This is a genomic window from Pseudomonas viridiflava, assembly GCF_900184295.1.
GTDB lineage: Bacteria > Pseudomonadota > Gammaproteobacteria > Pseudomonadales > Pseudomonadaceae > Aquipseudomonas > Aquipseudomonas viridiflava.
Window position 1 is genome coordinate 5,838,405 of sequence record NZ_LT855380.1, and the last position, 16,156, is coordinate 5,854,560.

The 16,156-nt window shown below is 57.0% G+C and carries 16 protein-coding genes; 6 read left to right on the forward strand and 10 right to left on the reverse strand.

Annotation, left to right across the window (positions count from 1 at the left end):
* Positions 1-61: 61 nt before the first annotated feature.
* On the forward strand, positions 62-724 hold the full coding sequence (gene yrfG / locus CFBP1590_RS26285; RefSeq protein ID WP_088236260.1) for a GMP/IMP nucleotidase: 663 nt from the start codon (positions 62-64) through the stop codon (positions 722-724).
* Positions 725-937: 213 nt separating this feature from the next.
* Here yrfG and lysM read toward each other — a convergent pair whose 3' ends face one another.
* A complete protein-coding gene (gene lysM / locus CFBP1590_RS26290) occupies positions 938-1,384 on the reverse strand; it encodes a peptidoglycan-binding protein LysM (protein WP_004883003.1) in 447 nt (148 codons plus the stop codon).
* 151 nt (positions 1,385-1,535) lie between these two features.
* On the opposite strand from lysM, the gene CFBP1590_RS26295 reads away from it, so the two are divergent.
* From CFBP1590_RS26295 to CFBP1590_RS26310, 4 genes are all read left to right on the forward strand, one after another.
* Positions 1,536-2,417 (forward strand): LysR family transcriptional regulator, encoded by an 882-nt coding sequence (locus tag CFBP1590_RS26295; RefSeq protein WP_004883001.1) that lies wholly within the window; start codon positions 1,536-1,538, stop codon positions 2,415-2,417.
* 103 nt (positions 2,418-2,520) lie between these two features.
* Positions 2,521-3,357, forward strand: a complete 837-nt coding sequence (gene fdhD / locus CFBP1590_RS26300) for a formate dehydrogenase accessory sulfurtransferase FdhD (RefSeq protein ID WP_088236261.1) — start codon at positions 2,521-2,523, stop codon at positions 3,355-3,357.
* Positions 3,354-5,690: an FdhF/YdeP family oxidoreductase gene (locus CFBP1590_RS26305; protein WP_088236262.1), complete on the forward strand. Its 2,337-nt coding sequence runs from the start codon at positions 3,354-3,356 to the stop codon at positions 5,688-5,690. Before fdhD ends, CFBP1590_RS26305 begins: the two co-directional genes overlap by 4 nt.
* Positions 5,691-5,886: 196 nt before the next feature.
* Entirely contained in the window at positions 5,887-6,348 is a 462-nt protein-coding gene (locus CFBP1590_RS26310; RefSeq protein WP_088236263.1) for a glycine zipper domain-containing protein, read from the forward strand.
* A gap of 286 nt (positions 6,349-6,634) precedes the next feature.
* On the opposite strand, the gene CFBP1590_RS26315 is transcribed toward CFBP1590_RS26310, so the two are convergent.
* Positions 6,635-8,569 carry a RecQ family ATP-dependent DNA helicase gene (locus tag CFBP1590_RS26315; RefSeq protein ID WP_088236264.1) on the reverse strand — a complete coding sequence of 645 codons (1,935 nt, stop codon included), beginning with the start codon at positions 8,567-8,569 and terminating at the stop codon, positions 6,635-6,637.
* 173 nt (positions 8,570-8,742) lie between these two features.
* Between CFBP1590_RS26315 and CFBP1590_RS26320 the strand changes: the two genes are divergently transcribed.
* Positions 8,743-9,573: a hypothetical protein gene (locus CFBP1590_RS26320; RefSeq protein WP_088236265.1), complete on the forward strand. Its 831-nt coding sequence runs from the start codon at positions 8,743-8,745 to the stop codon at positions 9,571-9,573.
* Here CFBP1590_RS26320 and CFBP1590_RS26325 read toward each other — a convergent pair.
* From CFBP1590_RS26325 to CFBP1590_RS26350, 8 genes are all read right to left on the reverse strand, one after another.
* A complete protein-coding gene (locus tag CFBP1590_RS26325) occupies positions 9,540-11,201 on the reverse strand; it encodes an acyl-CoA synthetase (protein WP_088236266.1) in 1,662 nt (553 codons plus the stop codon). The genes CFBP1590_RS26320 and CFBP1590_RS26325 overlap by 34 nt on opposite strands.
* 652 nt (positions 11,202-11,853) lie before the next feature.
* On the reverse strand, positions 11,854-12,417 hold the full coding sequence (locus tag CFBP1590_RS26330; protein ID WP_088236267.1) for a CCDC174 family protein: 564 nt from the start codon (positions 12,415-12,417) through the stop codon (positions 11,854-11,856).
* A gap of 56 nt (positions 12,418-12,473) precedes the next feature.
* The gene (locus tag CFBP1590_RS26335) at positions 12,474-13,331 is read right to left on the reverse strand and encodes a tetratricopeptide repeat protein (RefSeq protein ID WP_088236268.1); all 858 of its coding nucleotides are present in this window, start codon (positions 13,329-13,331) and stop codon (positions 12,474-12,476) included.
* A 112-nt stretch (positions 13,332-13,443) separates the two neighbouring features.
* Positions 13,444-14,031 (reverse strand): lysozyme inhibitor LprI family protein, encoded by a 588-nt coding sequence (locus tag CFBP1590_RS26340; protein ID WP_029244051.1) that lies wholly within the window; start codon positions 14,029-14,031, stop codon positions 13,444-13,446.
* 35 nt (positions 14,032-14,066) lie between these two features.
* Positions 14,067-14,798, reverse strand: a complete 732-nt coding sequence (locus CFBP1590_RS26345) for a hypothetical protein (protein ID WP_029244050.1) — start codon at positions 14,796-14,798, stop codon at positions 14,067-14,069.
* A 66-nt stretch (positions 14,799-14,864) separates the two neighbouring features.
* Positions 14,865-15,062, reverse strand: a complete 198-nt coding sequence (locus tag CFBP1590_RS27760) for a hypothetical protein (protein ID WP_145958194.1) — start codon at positions 15,060-15,062, stop codon at positions 14,865-14,867.
* A 42-nt stretch (positions 15,063-15,104) separates the two neighbouring features.
* Complete coding sequence (locus CFBP1590_RS27765) at positions 15,105-15,629, reverse strand: hypothetical protein (RefSeq protein ID WP_145958195.1); 525 nt, start codon at positions 15,627-15,629, stop codon at positions 15,105-15,107.
* A gap of 35 nt (positions 15,630-15,664) precedes the next feature.
* Positions 15,665-16,135 carry a hypothetical protein gene (locus CFBP1590_RS26350; protein ID WP_050575469.1) on the reverse strand — a complete coding sequence of 157 codons (471 nt, stop codon included), beginning with the start codon at positions 16,133-16,135 and terminating at the stop codon, positions 15,665-15,667.
* Between the last annotated feature and the right edge of the window lie 21 nt (positions 16,136-16,156).

Sequence of the window (16,156 nt, forward strand, 5' to 3'; positions counted from 1 at the left end):
CTTTTCCGAATGTTCGTGTCGGATATGCTTACTCATCAGAACCCACTTCCAAGAGGCAACCATGCTTTCCATGCCCTGGAGCGAAATTGATACCGTCCTGCTGGATATGGACGGCACCTTGCTCGATCTGCATTACGACGACCACTTCTGGTTGCACCACCTGCCGCAGCGTTACGCCGAACTGCATGGCATCAGTTTCGCCATGGCCTGGCTGGAATTGAAACCGTTGTTCGAGCGCAACGCAGGCACGCTCAACTGGTATTGCCTGGACTTCTGGAGCGCCGAGCTGAAGCTGTCGGTGCGCGACCTGAAACGGGAAATCGCCCACATGATTGCGCTGCGCCCGGACGCAGAGACCTTTCTGGCGGCGATCAAACAGGCAGGCAAGCGGGTGATCATGATCACCAACGCCCACCGCGATTCGCTGTCGTTGAAGATGGAGCGGATTGAACTGGCGCCCTACTTCGAGCGGTTGATCAGTTCCCATGACTATGGCTTTCCCAAGGAAAACCAGCAGTTCTGGGACGCGCTGCGCGCCGACACGGCCTTCGACCCGGCCCGCAGCCTGTTCATCGACGACACCCTGCCAATCCTGCGCAGTGCTGGCCGTTTCGGTGTCGCGCATTTGCTGGCGGTCAGCCAGCCCAACAGCCAGAAAGCCCCGAAGGACACTGAAGAGTTCGCGGCCGTCGAGGATTATCGGGAGTTGATCAAGGGATTGTGATGGGCCCGTAGACGCTCTGCGTCGCACCGCAAAGCGGACGCGGAGCGTCCTGAGAGGCATTCCCACGCGGAGCGTAGGAACGATCAGTGTGAGGGCTGGCATCTGTACCCGATCGTGCCCATGCTCCGCGTGGGTATGCAGCCCGTGACGCTCCGCGTCACATTCGAGAGCAGTCGCGGAGCGTAGCGGACGATCATTTGCCCGAGCGACTACTCACTCCGGAATGCGCAGCTTCTGCCCCGGATAGATCTTGTTCACATCCTTGAGCATGGGTTTGTTGGCGTCGAAGATTTTCTGGTACTTGTTCGCATCGCCATACATCGCTTTCGAGATCGCACTCAGAGTGTCGCCTTTTTTGACCTCATAGAATCTGGACTCGGTCGCGGCTGGCGCGCTGCTGGCGACGGTCATCTGGTCGTCCACTTTCTCGACGCCTTCGATATTGCCCAGTGTCACCAGGATTTTTTCCTTCTCTTCCTGACTGGCCACCTCGCCCTTCACGATGACTGTTCCGCCGTCGACTTCTGTCTGAATGTTGGGGTTGCCCAATCCGACCTTGGAAATATGATCCTTCAGGACTTCATCTGCGTTGGCATTGCCGGGCGTGATCGCATCAAGGATCTTTTCGCCCGCCTCTTTCACAAAACTCCAAATGCTCATAATCCGGTTCTCCTCAATTGAGTTGTCAGATGTGCACCATCAACCATAGCCCTTATAAAACGTGGCCTGCAGAGTTCCGACCAACGTGGACTGACCATCGTTCAGCCTGAACGCGTAGAATCGACCACCTGGACTGCCCACCGGAGTGAATATGGACATCAAGCAACTCAAATTCCTGATCGCCCTCGACGAAACCCGCCACTTCGGGCAAGCGGCTGCGCGCTGCAATATCACCCAGCCCACGCTGTCGATGCGGTTGCGCAATCTGGAAGAAGAGCTTGGCTTGCCGCTGGTCAATCGCGGCCAGCGCTTTGAAGGCTTTACCGCGCCAGGCGAGCGCGTGCTGGCCTGGGCACGCACGGTGCTTGCGGCCTACGACGGTCTGCAGGCCGAAGCGGCGGCCTGTCGGGGTCATCTGGTCGGTACGCTGCGCCTGGGCGTGGTGCCGCTGTCGAGCTTCGATCCTCTGCCGCTGCTGCACCGGCTGCATCAGATGCACCCCAACCTGCGCTTCGAACTGTCTTCGCTCAGCTCCGAGCAGGTGCTGGAGCAGTTGGCGAGCAATCGTATCGATCTGGGCGTCTCGTACCTGGAGCGGCTGGACAACGACCGTTTCGACTCGCTGGCGCTGGACGACACGAAAATGGGCCTGCTCTACGACCGACGCCACTTCACCTTCGGCGATGAGCCGTTGAGCTGGGCGGATCTGGTCGAGCTGCCGTTGGGCATGCTGACCAGCGGCATGCACTTCCGCCAATCCATCGATCACAATTTCCACAGCCGGGGTCTTCAACCTCAGCCGTTGCTGCAGACCGATGCCGTTCATCAGTTATTACAGGCCGTACACGGCGGTTTCTGCTGCGCAATCATGCCGCTGGACGGCGGATTGGAGACGCTGACCGAGCATCTGGCCATGCATCCGATTGCCGATGCCCGCACGTTGGCCCAGCTGGGGCTGATCATGCGCCGCAGCGCACCTCGTTCCGCGCTGGCGGAAGCGTGCTTTGCGCTGGTGGCAGAAATCCCTCGATAACACATTGATCGACGTCATCTATCAGCGCATCGGAACTAGCGATTAGACGATACCGGACAACACGCCTAGTCTTACAGGTGTCAATCTGCCGGTATCTATGCCCATGCAAGCCAAGCGCACGGTCGGCACCGCGTCTGCTTTCGCGCCCGCCCCCGAAGCCAGCCAGTCCTACAGCTACGCGACCCTCGAAGGTCAGGACGGCGCACGCACCGAGCTTGCTGAAGAAGTGGCGCTGGCCATCGCCTACAACGGCATCAGTCAGGCCGTCATGCTGGTCAGCCCGACGGATCTTGAAGACTTCATCGTCGGTTTCAGTCTGGGCAGCGGAATCATTGCCTCTCGCGATGAAATCTACGACTTCAAGCTCAGCGGCTGTGGCTCTGCGATGCAGGCCGAAGTCGAAATCGCCAGCCGTGCCTTCTGGGAAATGAAACAACAGCGCCGCCAACTGGCTGGCACCAGCGGCTGCGGCCTGTGCGGTGTCGAAGCGGTAGAGCAGGCGCTGCCGGACCTGAACGTTCTGCCCGGCGCTCCGCTGCCACCCATCCAGTGGCTGGAAGGCCTGCGTCAGCGCATCGGCGAATTCCAACCCTTGGGCCGACACTGCGGTGCGGTGCATGCCGCCATCTACATGGATGGCAACGGCCAGTTGCTGCTGGGCCGCGAAGACATCGGTCGCCACAACGCGCTGGATAAGCTGATCGGCGCGCTGGTTCGTCAGGACATCCCGCTGGCCGGTGGCGTTGCCATCGTGACCAGCCGATGCAGCCTGGAGTTGATTCAGAAAGTTTTGCGCGCAGGCATCCAGACACTGGTCAGCCTGTCGTCGCCCACCGGCCTGGCCCTGCAATGGGCACGTCGGCACAACCTCAATTTAATTCACCTGCCGCAGCACAGTGCGCCGCGGGTCTATAGCCCTGCGATGGAGATTCAAGCGTGAGCACTCATCACCAAGCCGACAAGACACCGACCCCTCGCTACAAGCCATACAAAGGTGCGGCAGGCGGCTGGGGCGCACTGATCAGCGTGACGCAGGCCTGGCTGGGCAGCGACAACGCGCTGAAAAACCTGCGCATGATGCTCAAGACCAACCAGAACGGCGGCTTCGACTGCCCGGGCTGCGCCTGGGGCGATTCGCCGGAAAGCGGCATGGTCAAGTTCTGCGAGAACGGCGCCAAGGCGGTCAACTGGGAAGCCACCAAGCGTCGCGTCGACCCGGCCTTCTTCGCCCGTCACAGCGTCACTTCGCTGCTGGAGCAGAGCGATTACTGGCTTGAGTATCAGGGTCGCCTGACCGATCCGTTGGTCTACGACGCCGAAACCGACCGTTACAAGCCGATCGCCTGGGACGCGGCCTTTGCGCTGATCGCCAAACACCTGAACAACCTGCCCAGCCCGAACATGGCCGAGTTCTACACCTCGGGCCGCGCCAGCAACGAGGCGGCGTATCTGTATCAGTTGTTCGTGCGCGCCTACGGCACCAACAACTTCCCCGATTGCTCGAACATGTGCCACGAGGCCAGCGGCGTTGCGTTGTCGCAAAGCGTGGGCGTCGGTAAAGGCACCGTCACCTTCGACGACTTCGAACACGCGGACGCGATCTTCGTACTCGGCCAGAACCCCGGCACCAACCACCCGCGCATGCTGGAGCCACTGCGTGAAGCGGTGAAGCGAGGCGCGCAAGTGGTCTGCGTGAACCCGCTCAAGGAGCGTGGTCTGGAGCGTTTCCAGCATCCTCAGCACCCGGTGGAAATGCTCACCAACGGCGACCGCCCGACCAACACCGCCTACTTCCGCCCGGCTCTGGGTGGCGACATGGCGCTGCTGCGCGGCATGGCCAAGCTCCTGCTGCAATGGGAACGCGAGGCACAGGCTGCCGACGCGCCGTCGGTCTTCGACCACGCGTTCCTCAACGAACACACCGAAGGCGTGCTGGATTACCTGGCCGCCATCGATGACACCTCGTGGGACGAGCTGGTCGAGCAGTCCGGCCTGACGCTTGCCGACATCGAGCAGTCGGCGCGCATGTACGCACTGGGCAAGAACGTCATCATGTGCTGGGCGATGGGCATCACTCAGCACCGTCATTCGGTGGCGACCATTCAGGAAATCGCCAACCTGATGATGCTGCGCGGCAACATCGGCAGGCCGGGTGCAGGTCTGTGCCCGGTTCGCGGCCACAGTAACGTGCAGGGCGACCGCACCATGGGCATCAACGAGCGCCCTCCGGTGTTCCTGCTCGACGCGCTGGAAAAACGCTTCCAGTTCAAGGTGCCACGCGAGAACGGCCACAATGTGGTCGAAGCCATTCACGCCATGGCCGAAGGTCGTTCCAAGGTATTCATCGCACTGGGCGGCAACTTTGCCCAGGCCACACCTGACAGCCATCGCACCGCAGAAGCACTGAGCAACTGCGACCTGACCGTCCAGATCAGCACCAAGCTCAACCGCAGCCACCTGTTCCATGGCAAGGACGCGCTGATTCTGCCGTGCTTCGGTCGTACCGACATCGACATTCAGGCCAATGGCCCGCAAGCGGTCACGGTGGAAGACTCGTTCAGCATGGTTCACGCCTCGAACGGTCAATTGCAGCCTTCGTCGTCGCAGATGCGCTCCGAGCCTGCGATCCTGGCCGGTATCGCCAACGCCACGCTAGGCAAGCAGCCTGTGGACTGGCTGTGGCTGGTCGAGGACTACAACCGCATTCGCGACCTGATTGCCGATACCATTCCGGGCTTCAAGGATTTCAACGAGCGCATCAAGAATCCGGGCGGCTTCTATCTGGGCAACGCGGCGGGTGCACGTCGCTGGAACACGCCATCGACCCGCGCCAACTTCAAACCCAACAAGCTGCCAGGCACTCTGTTGCACGAGGGCATCAGCTCGACTGGAGAGGTGCCGGACCTGATCATGCAATCCATGCGTTCGCACGATCAGTACAACACCACTATCTATGGCCTGGACGACCGTTATCGCGGCGTCAAAGGTCAGCGCGACGTGCTGTTCGTCAACGAAGCCGACATCATTCGTCTGGGCTTCCAGCCAGGCCAGAAAGCCGACCTGATCTCGATCTGGGACGACAAACGCGAACGCCGCGTCAAAGGCTTCACCCTGCTGCCGTTCGACATCCCGACCGGTCAGGCTGCCGCCTACTACCCAGAGGTCAACCCTCTGGTGCCGCTGGAAAGCGTCGGCGAAGGCAGCAGCACGCCAACATCCAAGTTCGTGGCGATTCGTCTTGAGCGTTCCACTGAGTCGGCGCGGATTATCTGACGCCCACAAAAAAGGCCCGTTTCGCTGGAAACGGGCCTTTCACAAGTAACCTCAGACTGCGTTTTCAGGTTTAAGTTCCTTAGCCAAAACAATAACTTAGCATTCTGTGTTGCATTCGTGTTACTCGTCGGATTTGCATTGCTACATTCTTCACTTGACACGAATATCGCGCCGTCATCCCTATGAGATTCCCTACATGAAGTATTCCTCGATACTGTTGTTGTCTCTTACCCTGACCACCGGTTTCGCCTCTGCAGGCGATAACGTGACGGCAGGCGTAGGCGGAGCATTGGGTGGGGTACTCGGTTCAGTCGTCGGCCAGCAGCTCGGCGGTAGCACCGGTTCAGCGATTGGCGCTGGCGTCGGCGGCGCAGCCGGTGGTGCAGTCGGCGCAAACCGTCATAACCGCACAGAAGCGGCCATTGGCGGCGGTCTGGGCGCGGCAGGCGGTAACGTGATAGGCCGCAGCGTAGCCGGCAATACAGGCAGCCTGGTTGGCTCGGCTGGTGGTGGTGCCGCAGGTGCGGCGCTGGGTAACTACATGGGCACTGAAAGCCAGAAAGACGAGCGCGGTTACCGTGGTGATCGTCGCGGCCACGGTAAGAAATATCGCGGTCATCGCAAGAATGATCGTGGTCACTACTACCGTGATCGTTGATCTTCAAAACGCATGAATGACCGGCCGCTCTCGAGCGGCCGGTTTGCATTCGGCGAGCTGATACTCCGTGCAGGCGTCACCACGTCTTCGACGTAGCTGTCGCGCAGCAAACACCGGACTGTGGGAGGCGGCTTGCCGGCGATCTGCCGGGAACCGGCAACAAAACCTGCACACGCGGTGTGTCAGACGAAACCTGGGCCTGCTGCTGCCGTCGTAACCTCCGAGAGCTCCTACGCCCTCCGGGCAGAAGCAGGCATGCGTGTATTTTCAGTACATTGCAGAGTGTTTAGGAGTCCATCCCACCCTGCACCCACGTCCTGACCTGCGCATACGGGTAATCCTCAAGCTCGGCAAACCCTGCGGTCGCCCGTGCCTTGAGTTTGGTGAACAGCGGCACGCTGATGCCGCACAGAAAACGCGTCAGGCATTCAGCGCTGGGTAGCTGGCCGTTGTAGTCATGGTGCTTGCGGATGAAATCGCCACACAGGTGCTGAAAATCCCTGTCCTCAAGCGGCTGTAGTGCGGGCGTCTCTGGCAGGTAGGCAACCTGGCCGTGACATACCGAACAATGCCCGCAACGCTCGGGCGCATTATCGTCTCCGAAGTACCGGGCCAGGCGATGAGTCAGGCATTGATCGCTGGCAAACACCTCCAGCATGGTGTGAATACGGGCGACCTCGGTCGTTTCGTGCTCACTGAAGTAGACGTGCAACTCTTTACTCAGCGCATCCGGGTCAAAGTCGGTGCGCAGCAGGCTGTAGACCTCGGTCATCTGCTTGCTTTCCAGCTCGATCCAGCCCTTCTCCTGAAAGTAATCCAGCGCCGTGACTACACGCCCGCGCTCGGCGCCGTATTGCTGATACAGCGCGTCGAAGTCTACCGTCGCCCAGGTTCGCGCCCGGCTGGAGGTCTGGATCACAGCTTCGACAAACTGACGCCGCTCGCCCTCGAAGCGCGCCATCAACTCAGCGGGCTCGATAAGGAATTTGAAACGGTATTCGGCAAAGTACGCATAACGCGGCGCGATGATCCCGCGCAGCTCCAGTTGCACCAGCAGGGTCTTGAGCGGCAGTTGGCGGATATTGCTGAGATCGGCCAGCGGGTTCAGCAGAAACTCCCACTGCCCGTCATGACGCGCGGCGAGCAGGTCGTCCAGCACCCGTGCTATACCCTCGCGCTCCGGCGTGTCGCCATACACGAAGTTTTCCAGCACGTTGAGGCTGTCGCGGTTGGCCAGCACCAGACAATCGGACGCCGCGCCGTCACGCCCTGCCCGACCGATTTCCTGGCTGTAGTTCTCGATGGACTTGGGCAGATCGAAATGCACCACGTTGCGGATGTCGCTCTTGTCGATGCCCATGCCGAAGGCAATGGTCGCCACGATGCAGTTCAACTGGCCACTCATGAACTGTTTCTGGATCGATTCACGCTTATCGTTCGGCAGACCGGCGTGATAGGCACTCGCGGGAAGTCCGTTCTGCTGCAGATGCGCGGCGATGTATTCAGCGGTCTTCTGCAACGTGACGTAGACAATAGTCGGCTGCCCGCCTCGCTCGCTCAGCCACTCGACCAGCCGCCGACGCTTGTCGCGTCCGGCAACCGGCTCGACCCACAGGTGCAGGTTGGGGCGATAGAAACCGGTGGTCACCACGTCCTGCGGGGCGATGGCGAATTTCTCCTGCATGTCGATGATTACCTGCGGCGTGGCCGTGGCGGTCAGCAGCAAGGCTTGCGGGATATTGAACTCACGCTGGTAGTCGGGCAGTTTCAGGTAATCGGGACGGAAGTTGTGGCCCCATTCGGAAATGCAGTGCGCCTCGTCCACCACCAGCAGCGAGATCGGCACTTGAGTAATGAACTGCCTGAAACGCTCGTTCTTGAGGCGCTCCACGGAGATCATCAGAATCTTCAGCTCGCCGGACCGCGCCCGCGCCATGACCTGCGCGACATCTTCCCGGCTCTGCGCTGAATCGATACTTGCCGCCGAAATACCGTGACGCTGCAGAAACGCCAACTGGTCCTGAATCAACGCCAGTAACGGCGAAACCACCAGCGTAAGGTGCGGCAACATCAGCGCAGGCAACTGGTAGCACAGGGACTTGCCCGAGCCGGTCGGGAAAATGGCTGCCGCAGAGCGCCCGGCAAGCACGGCGCTGATCGCAGCCTCCTGCCCTGGACGAAACTGCGAGTAACCGAAAACCTGTTCAAGACGCTCGTGCATAGGCAAAATTCCGTGGTGAATCAAAACGGACTCGACCTTAGCCTGTCGGGCTCCGCGAATACACTTCTAAAACATTTCAGAAATCTCGCCGAACGCCGATATCCTTGAAGTTTCGCGCCCGCTGCACGGCGACAAGACCTGGCAGCGTACGATGGATGACTCAAGGAGCAGGGATGAATTCCAATCAGCAGCAGCCTGACGATGACGGCATTATCCGCATCCAGCGTCTGGTGCCCGGTCAGGTCGATGTGGTGTTGGGTTCGCATCCGGCCCGGCGATCAACGCCACGTCCTCGCAAGCCGCACGCCTACGGCCTATGGCTGGCAGGTCTGATCGTCGTGGGCTGCCTCGGCGGCATGATTGCTTCGCAGCTGCGCAAGCCCAAGGTCATTGTTCCTGCCATTGAGCAGCCCGCCGTTGAGGCGCAAACACCCGAGACGGACTCCGAGCCCGCACTGCCTGCCAGCACGCCTTCTGCGACCTTGCGCCAGGAGCCTTACGTGGTGCCGACGCCTGCTCCTGCGACCACGGCGGCACAAAACGCCCCGGTGCAACCGCTGGATAACTGTCTGAAGAACGGCAATGTCATCGACGAAAGCGTTCTGAACTGCCGCTTCGGACAAGTTCCGCGAGCCGTTCAGGCCGAGCCGGCCAAAGGCATGGTGTCCGCAACCTACATGGCTGAATTCAAGGCCGATGCCGCTCGCCCCGCGGCCCGTCCGTCACGCCCTTACAAGGTCGCAACGGTGTCGATACGCGAATGGGACGGCCGCGACCGCTATCGCGCGCAATGGCGTGTCTATGACAACACCATCGACGGCGACAGCGTGTGCGAAAACTTCCTCGCCCGCTCGGTGGAGCGGCGCGAGTGCCGCAGATCCGCTCAGGTCAATTTCCGCGAAGAATGTCGGGACTGGACCAAGCGCGCCAGCCGGGACCGCGATCAGGAAAGCAGAAACGCCGAACAACGTTATTGCGAAGCAGCGGCGACCTTTACGCCCTGATCGGTCTGGCCATTTTTCGCCCAGTCCCGTAGCAGAAACTTCTGGATCTTGCCGGTCGAGGTTTTCGGCAGCGGTGTGAACACCACGGTTTTCGGGACCTTGAAACCTGCCAGGTGCTCGCGGCAAAAACGCATGATCTGCTCGCCCGTCACCTCGTCACAGCCGGTCTTGAGTGTGACGAAGGCACACGGCGTCTCGCCCCACTTCTCGTCGGGTCTGGCCACCACTGCCGCCTCAAGAACGGCAGGATGGCGATACAGCACGCCCTCGACCTCGATGGTCGAAATGTTCTCGCCGCCAGAAATAATGATGTCCTTGCTGCGATCGCGAATCTCCAGGTAACCGTCGGCATGCCAGACGGCCAGGTCGCCGGAATGAAACCAGCCGCCCTCGAAGGCCTTGTCTGTCGCGGCCGGGTTGCCCAGATAGCCTTTCATGACCGTGTTACCGCGCATGTAGATCTCGCCAATGGTCTGGCCGTCCTTCGGCACCGGCTCATGGGTATGCGGGTCGGCGACCATGACGCCTTCAAGCGTCGGGTAACGCACGCCCTGACGCGCCTTCAGCGACGCACGCTCGTCAGGCGGTAATTCGTCCCACTCCGCTTTCCAGGCACAGACGGTGACCGGACCATAGGTCTCAGTGAGGCCATAGGCATGAGTAATACAGATGCCCATCGCCTCGACAGACGCAATCACCCGGGCAGGCGGCGCAGCACCGGCGGTCATCGCATTGACCGCGTGCCCGAACGAGACGTCCGCGGCATTGGGCAGATTGGCCAGCGCATTGAGCACGATGGGCGCCCCGCAGAGATGACTGACCTTGTGCTCGCTGATCAGTGTGATGATTTTCTGCGGATCGACCCGCCTCAGGAATACGTGCGTACCGGCCTGCGCAGTGATCGTCCACGGATAACACCAGCCATTGCAGTGAAACATCGGCAGCGTCCATAGATAGACGGGATGCAGACCTATGCCCCACGCCATCTGATTGCCGATGGCGTTCAGAAACGCGCCGCGATGGTGATAGACCACCCCCTTGGGATCGCCGGTCGTGCCGGAGGTGTAATTCAGGGAGATCGGCGCCCATTCGTCCTCAGGCCACTGCCACTCGAACTCGGGATCGCCCACGGCGAGCAGTGCCTCATAGTCGAGCTCGCTGAGTGCCCGCCCTTCGCCGTATTCAGGATCGTCCACGTCAATCAACAGCGGCGGATGCTCCAGCATGGCCAGTGCCGCATGCACCACCGCATGAAACTCCCGGTCAGCGATCAACACCTTGGCTTCGCCGTGCCCGAGCATGAAAGCGATGGCAGACGCATCCAGGCGCACATTCAGCGTATTGAGCACCGCCCCCAGCATCGGCACCCCGAAATGCACTTCAAGCATTGCCGGAATATTGGGCAGCATCACCGCAACCGTATCGCCGCTTTGCACGCCCAACTGGCTTAACCCTGAAGCGAGCTGACGACAACGGCGATACGTCTGCGCCCAGTCCCGACGGACCGCGCCATGGATGACCGCCGGATAATCCGGGTAGGTCGCGGCAGTACGCTCAAGAAAACTCAGCGGCGTAAGCGCCATGTGGTTGGCCGGGCCTTTGGACAGCCCCTGATGGAAGATCGACATAGACACACCCTGGCGAATTATTAGCTCTGGACCCCAGCGGGCCGGTGATTTCGTGATTCTGCTGTGCTCAGTTATAGCTTGCGCAGGCAGGACTGCATCACCCGACCTTCGACTAAATCCCACGCAGGTATAGCGAAAGGCTTACACGCTAATGAGCCATCAGCTATTTTTGAACCTATGACATAGCCGTAATATTGGATCCAACAACTGGTGAACAAGGAGTTCGCCAGGATCAGGGACGATCGACCATCGCCACGAAGGCAGCCGACAGGGAGTTGGAATGGTCTTGGTACAAACCCGCTTCGGCGGGTTTTTTATTGCCTGCGATTTGTGAAGCGTCATGAACGACTGATCAAAATATGTACGCCTTCCTCCTCCCACGCATCACTTGTCACATTCCCACGGCATGTTGGATGCAGGAACAGGGCTGCAACGGCCTCGTATAGCCAAAGGCTTACACGCCCTAGGGGTAGTTGGCTATTTTTGTCCAACAACAAGAGCCGTAATATTGGATCCAACAAGTGGTGAGCAGGGAGCTCACCAGGATCAAGGATGATCGACCATCGCCTAGGAGGCGTCCGACAGGAAGTCGGGATGGTCTTGGGAAAACCCGCTTCGGCGGGTTTTTTGTTGCCTGTCGAAAACGCCCCCGCTATCGACGGCTCGCCTTCCTCTCGCGCAGCATGGCCCTGCGACTCTCGATATGGCGCTTACGCGCATCCCTGAGCTTGTACTCTTCACGTAACACCTTGCGCTGAGCGCGATTGAACACAAACTGCTCACGCAACTCCCGGTGACGCTTGCTGTTCAACGACAAAAAGCCAAGCAACGGAAACAGCACGCCCAGCATCGAACTGATCACATCGACACGCCGATCAGGCAAAGCCCAGGTCACCAGCACCGCTGCCAGACAGATTGCCAGCAAAGCCACCAACACCCACATCCCCCACAGCCGCCCTCTTGCCAGCAAAATGCCCCCGGCTGACATGATCACACTGGTGCCCATCATGAGCTTGAAGGCATCCATGGAAGCATCGCGGTCATGAGCAAACCAGGCCTGCGTGATGATGCTTGTCGTGATGGCCAGCGAAAAAATGCACATGAAAATGGAAAACATGAACATCGGAAAGTAGCGGGCGCGAAAGGTGTACGGGGCGTAGAAATACATCAGCTTTGGGTCGAGGGGGCCTGGCTTGTTGCGGGATTGTTTGCCCAATTTCGGTCTTCCTTGATGGGGTCATGACCTGTCCTGCAGAACGAACTGCGTGGAGCCTATTTCAGCCGCAGCTCGGCACGGTCCGGGATCCTGTTTGCAGGGGCTTTTGTCAGCATGGCATCACGGTAAATGGCGTAGTGAGATTTGGCATCGTCGTGCCGACCCAGCGCCCAAAGCGAGTCCGCGACATTCAGCTGCAGAGGAATTCTTCTTGGCGCCAGATCCAGTAACTTTTCATAAATCTGCATGGCCCAAAGATGCTCTCCACCTTCGGCGAAGTAGAAACCAAGATCATTGTAAGCAGCAATATCTTCGTCTACCGGATAGCACGCCATGTATGACGGCCCCCCCATAAACAGCGTGTCGCTCAACGAAAGCGCGCGGGGCCTGGCAGAGGACAATTTCGACGCCTGATTTCTAACCTCCTGAGGCGAAGATCCTGATGTTGAAAAATCAAACAAATGGCCTGTACTGTCTTTCCATGCATCGCCAACCCATTCTCCGTCACACTGAATCGCGGAGCCGAGATTTTTGGCGCAACCGCTCTTCAGAGAGATCACATCACAGTGGGTTTGCTCAGAAACAATACGATTGCCTTGCGGATCTTCGACATAGCCGATTGCTGTACGCTGGATGAGCACGTTCTTTTTATCTGGCGATACCATGCTGTTATCAGATCCAGCTACAACGCCTATACCGGAATCGACAGTCCCGTCGGGCGGTGCATATAGAAGGAAACGATGTGTGGGGGACTTATATTCCACATGACTCCAGCCACCGAATTTTTCGTTGAAATGACTGAAGTGCAGCGTGCTACCGCCAATCCCGACAATATCAACTGGATCCGTGTTCGCGTGACATAGCATGGAGCATGAAAGAGACAGGGTCACGGTCATCATTTCACGATTAAACATTCAATCACCCTGCAATCGCATAAATTCAAAAAATCTGAAAAGGAGCCGCCGACAAAACATAGCGAACCATAAACATTCAAACATGATTTATTGACGCGCTATTATTGCCCTATCAATAAATGGGCGTTTGAAATCTCATCCTTGCCATACAGCCTTTCAGCGATTCACCGTACAACTTATTCGTCATGGCACAATTCTTCCCTGCGTAATCCTTCCACAAAGCGCCAAAATCGCTGTCCCCGCTAACGTATTCAAAAGCCTTGGCGTAATCGAAGGATGTTACATTGTTATTTACCATCGAAACAGCCTTGTAGAATCCATCTCCCACAACGCCTGTATGAAGATAAATAAGCTCGCTCAAGCGAAAGCTTGTGAATTGCGTTTTACAGGAAATAATTTCCACGGGGGACTCAGCACCCGAGTGCTTCAGGTCGTCACAATATTCCTCTTTTAACGTGACCCACGCCTTCTGTGTGGAGAGCAGCTCAGACTTGGAAGGCGAGTCCAGCTCAGAAAGCAGCGAATTGTACTGCGCGTTCAATACTTTATCCAATTTGGCATAAGACGCTTGGGTACAAGTAATAATATCCGGATTGGATATTTCGTTGACATTACAGTCGCTGTCAGCGAACGCAGCACCCGTCAAGCTCAGAATACATAACCCGGCAAACAACGCGTTTGATAAGGCTAACGACACCATTTAACATCTCCTGCTGGTACGACTTATGAGAAGGACTATATCACCGAAGACAATTCGACCCATCGATGTAAAACAGCCCCGCTTTTACTTTCGTATGCGATCTTCAAGAAGCCAAAGCGATATTCCAAAATACGCACACGATCACCCTTGATCAGATAGCCTTTGGTCCGCGAGCCTTCCGAAGCATCAATATATAACGTGGCTTTATCCTGGCTTACTGCCGCAGCAAAACTTCCTGGCTCAAGCGATAATGCATTTTTATCAAAAACCTGATCACGGTTAATTTTCGAGAACGGAACGGTACTGGATCCTTTAGCCACGTTGACCAAAACGAGTGAATTTACTTCACCCTCGACTAAAGAGACAGGTAGACGTAACTCCTTTCCCGCATTAACCAGATAAAGCTCTCCATTTGAGAATGACAGCTTAAGCCAGTCGACTCCGTTCGGGTAGCTCCACAGGAGCTGAACAGAACCATTGTCCGACTTATTAATATCAGGCACGTTCATCTGATCGCGAGCATCATTGGCGGTGATCAAACTTTTATTGGAAGCAATCAACCTGGAAGCGTTTTTTTGTTTTGAATAAAAGCTCAGGGTCGCGTATTCATCGGTGTCGGACGTGTTGTATAAGCATGCAAAATCCTTACCCAGATCGTAAGACTGAAATAGCGCGGCCTCATCAGGGATCAACTCCTTGCAGAGTTCCCCGGCCAGCGCTTTTGAAGACAGCAGAAAAATCAAGAAAGTAAAAAAGTAAGGCTTCATCGATGGCGCTCTGGTAAATAACAATTCTGGTTAGATTCTCGGGTCCGAACAATAACGGCTGCTTCCTCAGCAACCATCCGCGTCACTGCATTGAATCCATCCATCAATGACTTTACCCTTGACAGTTCTATAAGAAACCGACAACCACCCCGCTTCAACGCCGATCTGCTGGACCTGGTCACCTGCGACAAGATACATCCGGGTTTTATCTGCAAGCGTCGGCGCTTCATGCAAAAACGCTTTCGTATTGATTACAAGCTTCACTGAAGAACCTGAACGCCATCGTCGGTAGGCATCAGAGTTCAGCTATGCCAAAATAGACAGCTGATTTTTATAAGGAAATGTATATAACTCACGCTTATAATCCTCATTCAAAACATCTGCACCGTCTCCAAAATACCTGGAAAGACGCTCATCTTTGGTGTAGCCAGAAGCCGTCGGTCTGTAGACATGTACAGAATAATAATCGCTAGAATATCTCATACCTGCATCCGAACGAATGTCTACGCTGTGAATAACGAAGAGTTCCGAACCACTACCCGTGTCTGCAAGGAAAGCTGCTCTAACCAAGCCAGTTGCTGCTAGGTAAGGCAGGTCACCAAGGAGTGATTTCGTTTCATCACTGCACTTTACATGGTATACATTTATGCCTAATTGGTCACCAGACCGTGCAATCCCGGAGTGATCATCCACAGAAACAAAATCAAAAACTATAGCGCCATCACCTACACTTAGCGAGTCAAAGGCTTTGCCATTAGGACGTTCACAGGCAGCCGTAGAAAAAGCGCATTGAGTAAAGAGTATCGCTAACAACACGTTCATAAACTTCATCTTCTGCACCTATCGATCATACTTTAAACACGTTTTCACTCGCTGTACTTATCACAGTATAAAACAGACTGTCCTTTTTGCTTAGGATTCTCAATTAACTTGGGTGAACGCCCGTCACTATTATTGAGCACAATGCCTACACGCTTAGCCTGCAATACTGATTTTACCGTGGCAGGGGAAGCTCTAAAATAGATTGCGTGGACGCTGAAAGGCCCAAGGTACGGGATGGCAACCTCGTTGACTGGCAGGCCATAGAACGTGTCGCTCAGACAATAGAACGCCACTTCATCAATGCGGCAAGGCTTGAGCCCCCGTTCGGTGAAATAGGCGCCAGTCGGTGTGTTTGTTACCTGATCAAGATATATATTCTTGAGCCCACACACCTCAATTCCGTTGAACTGGTCCTCCAGCGTTGTATGTGAACAACCGGATAAGGTGAAAAGAAGTAAAGTAAGTAGAACAGCCTTTAGGGGCATGGGAAGGGGAGGACTGCTGACGATAAACATTGACTATCCCTTTGTCATAAA

Bases quoted from the DNA above. Each gene is read 5' to 3' on its own strand.
- yrfG (WP_088236260.1), top strand. From the start codon at position 62: ATGCTTTCCATGCCCTGGAGCGAAATTGATACCGTCCTGCTGGATATG.
- lysM (WP_004883003.1), bottom strand. From the start codon at position 1,384: ATGAGCATTTGGAGTTTTGTGAAAGAGGCGGGCGAAAAGATCCTTGAT.
- CFBP1590_RS26295 (WP_004883001.1), top strand. From the start codon at position 1,536: ATGGACATCAAGCAACTCAAATTCCTGATCGCCCTCGACGAAACCCGC.
- fdhD (WP_088236261.1), top strand. From the start codon at position 2,521: ATGCAAGCCAAGCGCACGGTCGGCACCGCGTCTGCTTTCGCGCCCGCC.
- CFBP1590_RS26310 (WP_088236263.1), top strand. From the start codon at position 5,887: ATGAAGTATTCCTCGATACTGTTGTTGTCTCTTACCCTGACCACCGGT.
- CFBP1590_RS26315 (WP_088236264.1), bottom strand. From the start codon at position 8,569: ATGCACGAGCGTCTTGAACAGGTTTTCGGTTACTCGCAGTTTCGTCCA.
- CFBP1590_RS26320 (WP_088236265.1), top strand. From the start codon at position 8,743: ATGAATTCCAATCAGCAGCAGCCTGACGATGACGGCATTATCCGCATC.
- CFBP1590_RS26325 (WP_088236266.1), bottom strand. From the start codon at position 11,201: ATGTCGATCTTCCATCAGGGGCTGTCCAAAGGCCCGGCCAACCACATG.
- CFBP1590_RS26335 (WP_088236268.1), bottom strand. From the start codon at position 13,331: ATGTTTAATCGTGAAATGATGACCGTGACCCTGTCTCTTTCATGCTCC.
- CFBP1590_RS26340 (WP_029244051.1), bottom strand. From the start codon at position 14,031: ATGGTGTCGTTAGCCTTATCAAACGCGTTGTTTGCCGGGTTATGTATT.
- CFBP1590_RS26345 (WP_029244050.1), bottom strand. From the start codon at position 14,798: ATGAAGCCTTACTTTTTTACTTTCTTGATTTTTCTGCTGTCTTCAAAA.
- CFBP1590_RS27765 (WP_145958195.1), bottom strand. From the start codon at position 15,629: ATGAAGTTTATGAACGTGTTGTTAGCGATACTCTTTACTCAATGCGCT.
- CFBP1590_RS26350 (WP_050575469.1), bottom strand. From the start codon at position 16,135: ATGTTTATCGTCAGCAGTCCTCCCCTTCCCATGCCCCTAAAGGCTGTT.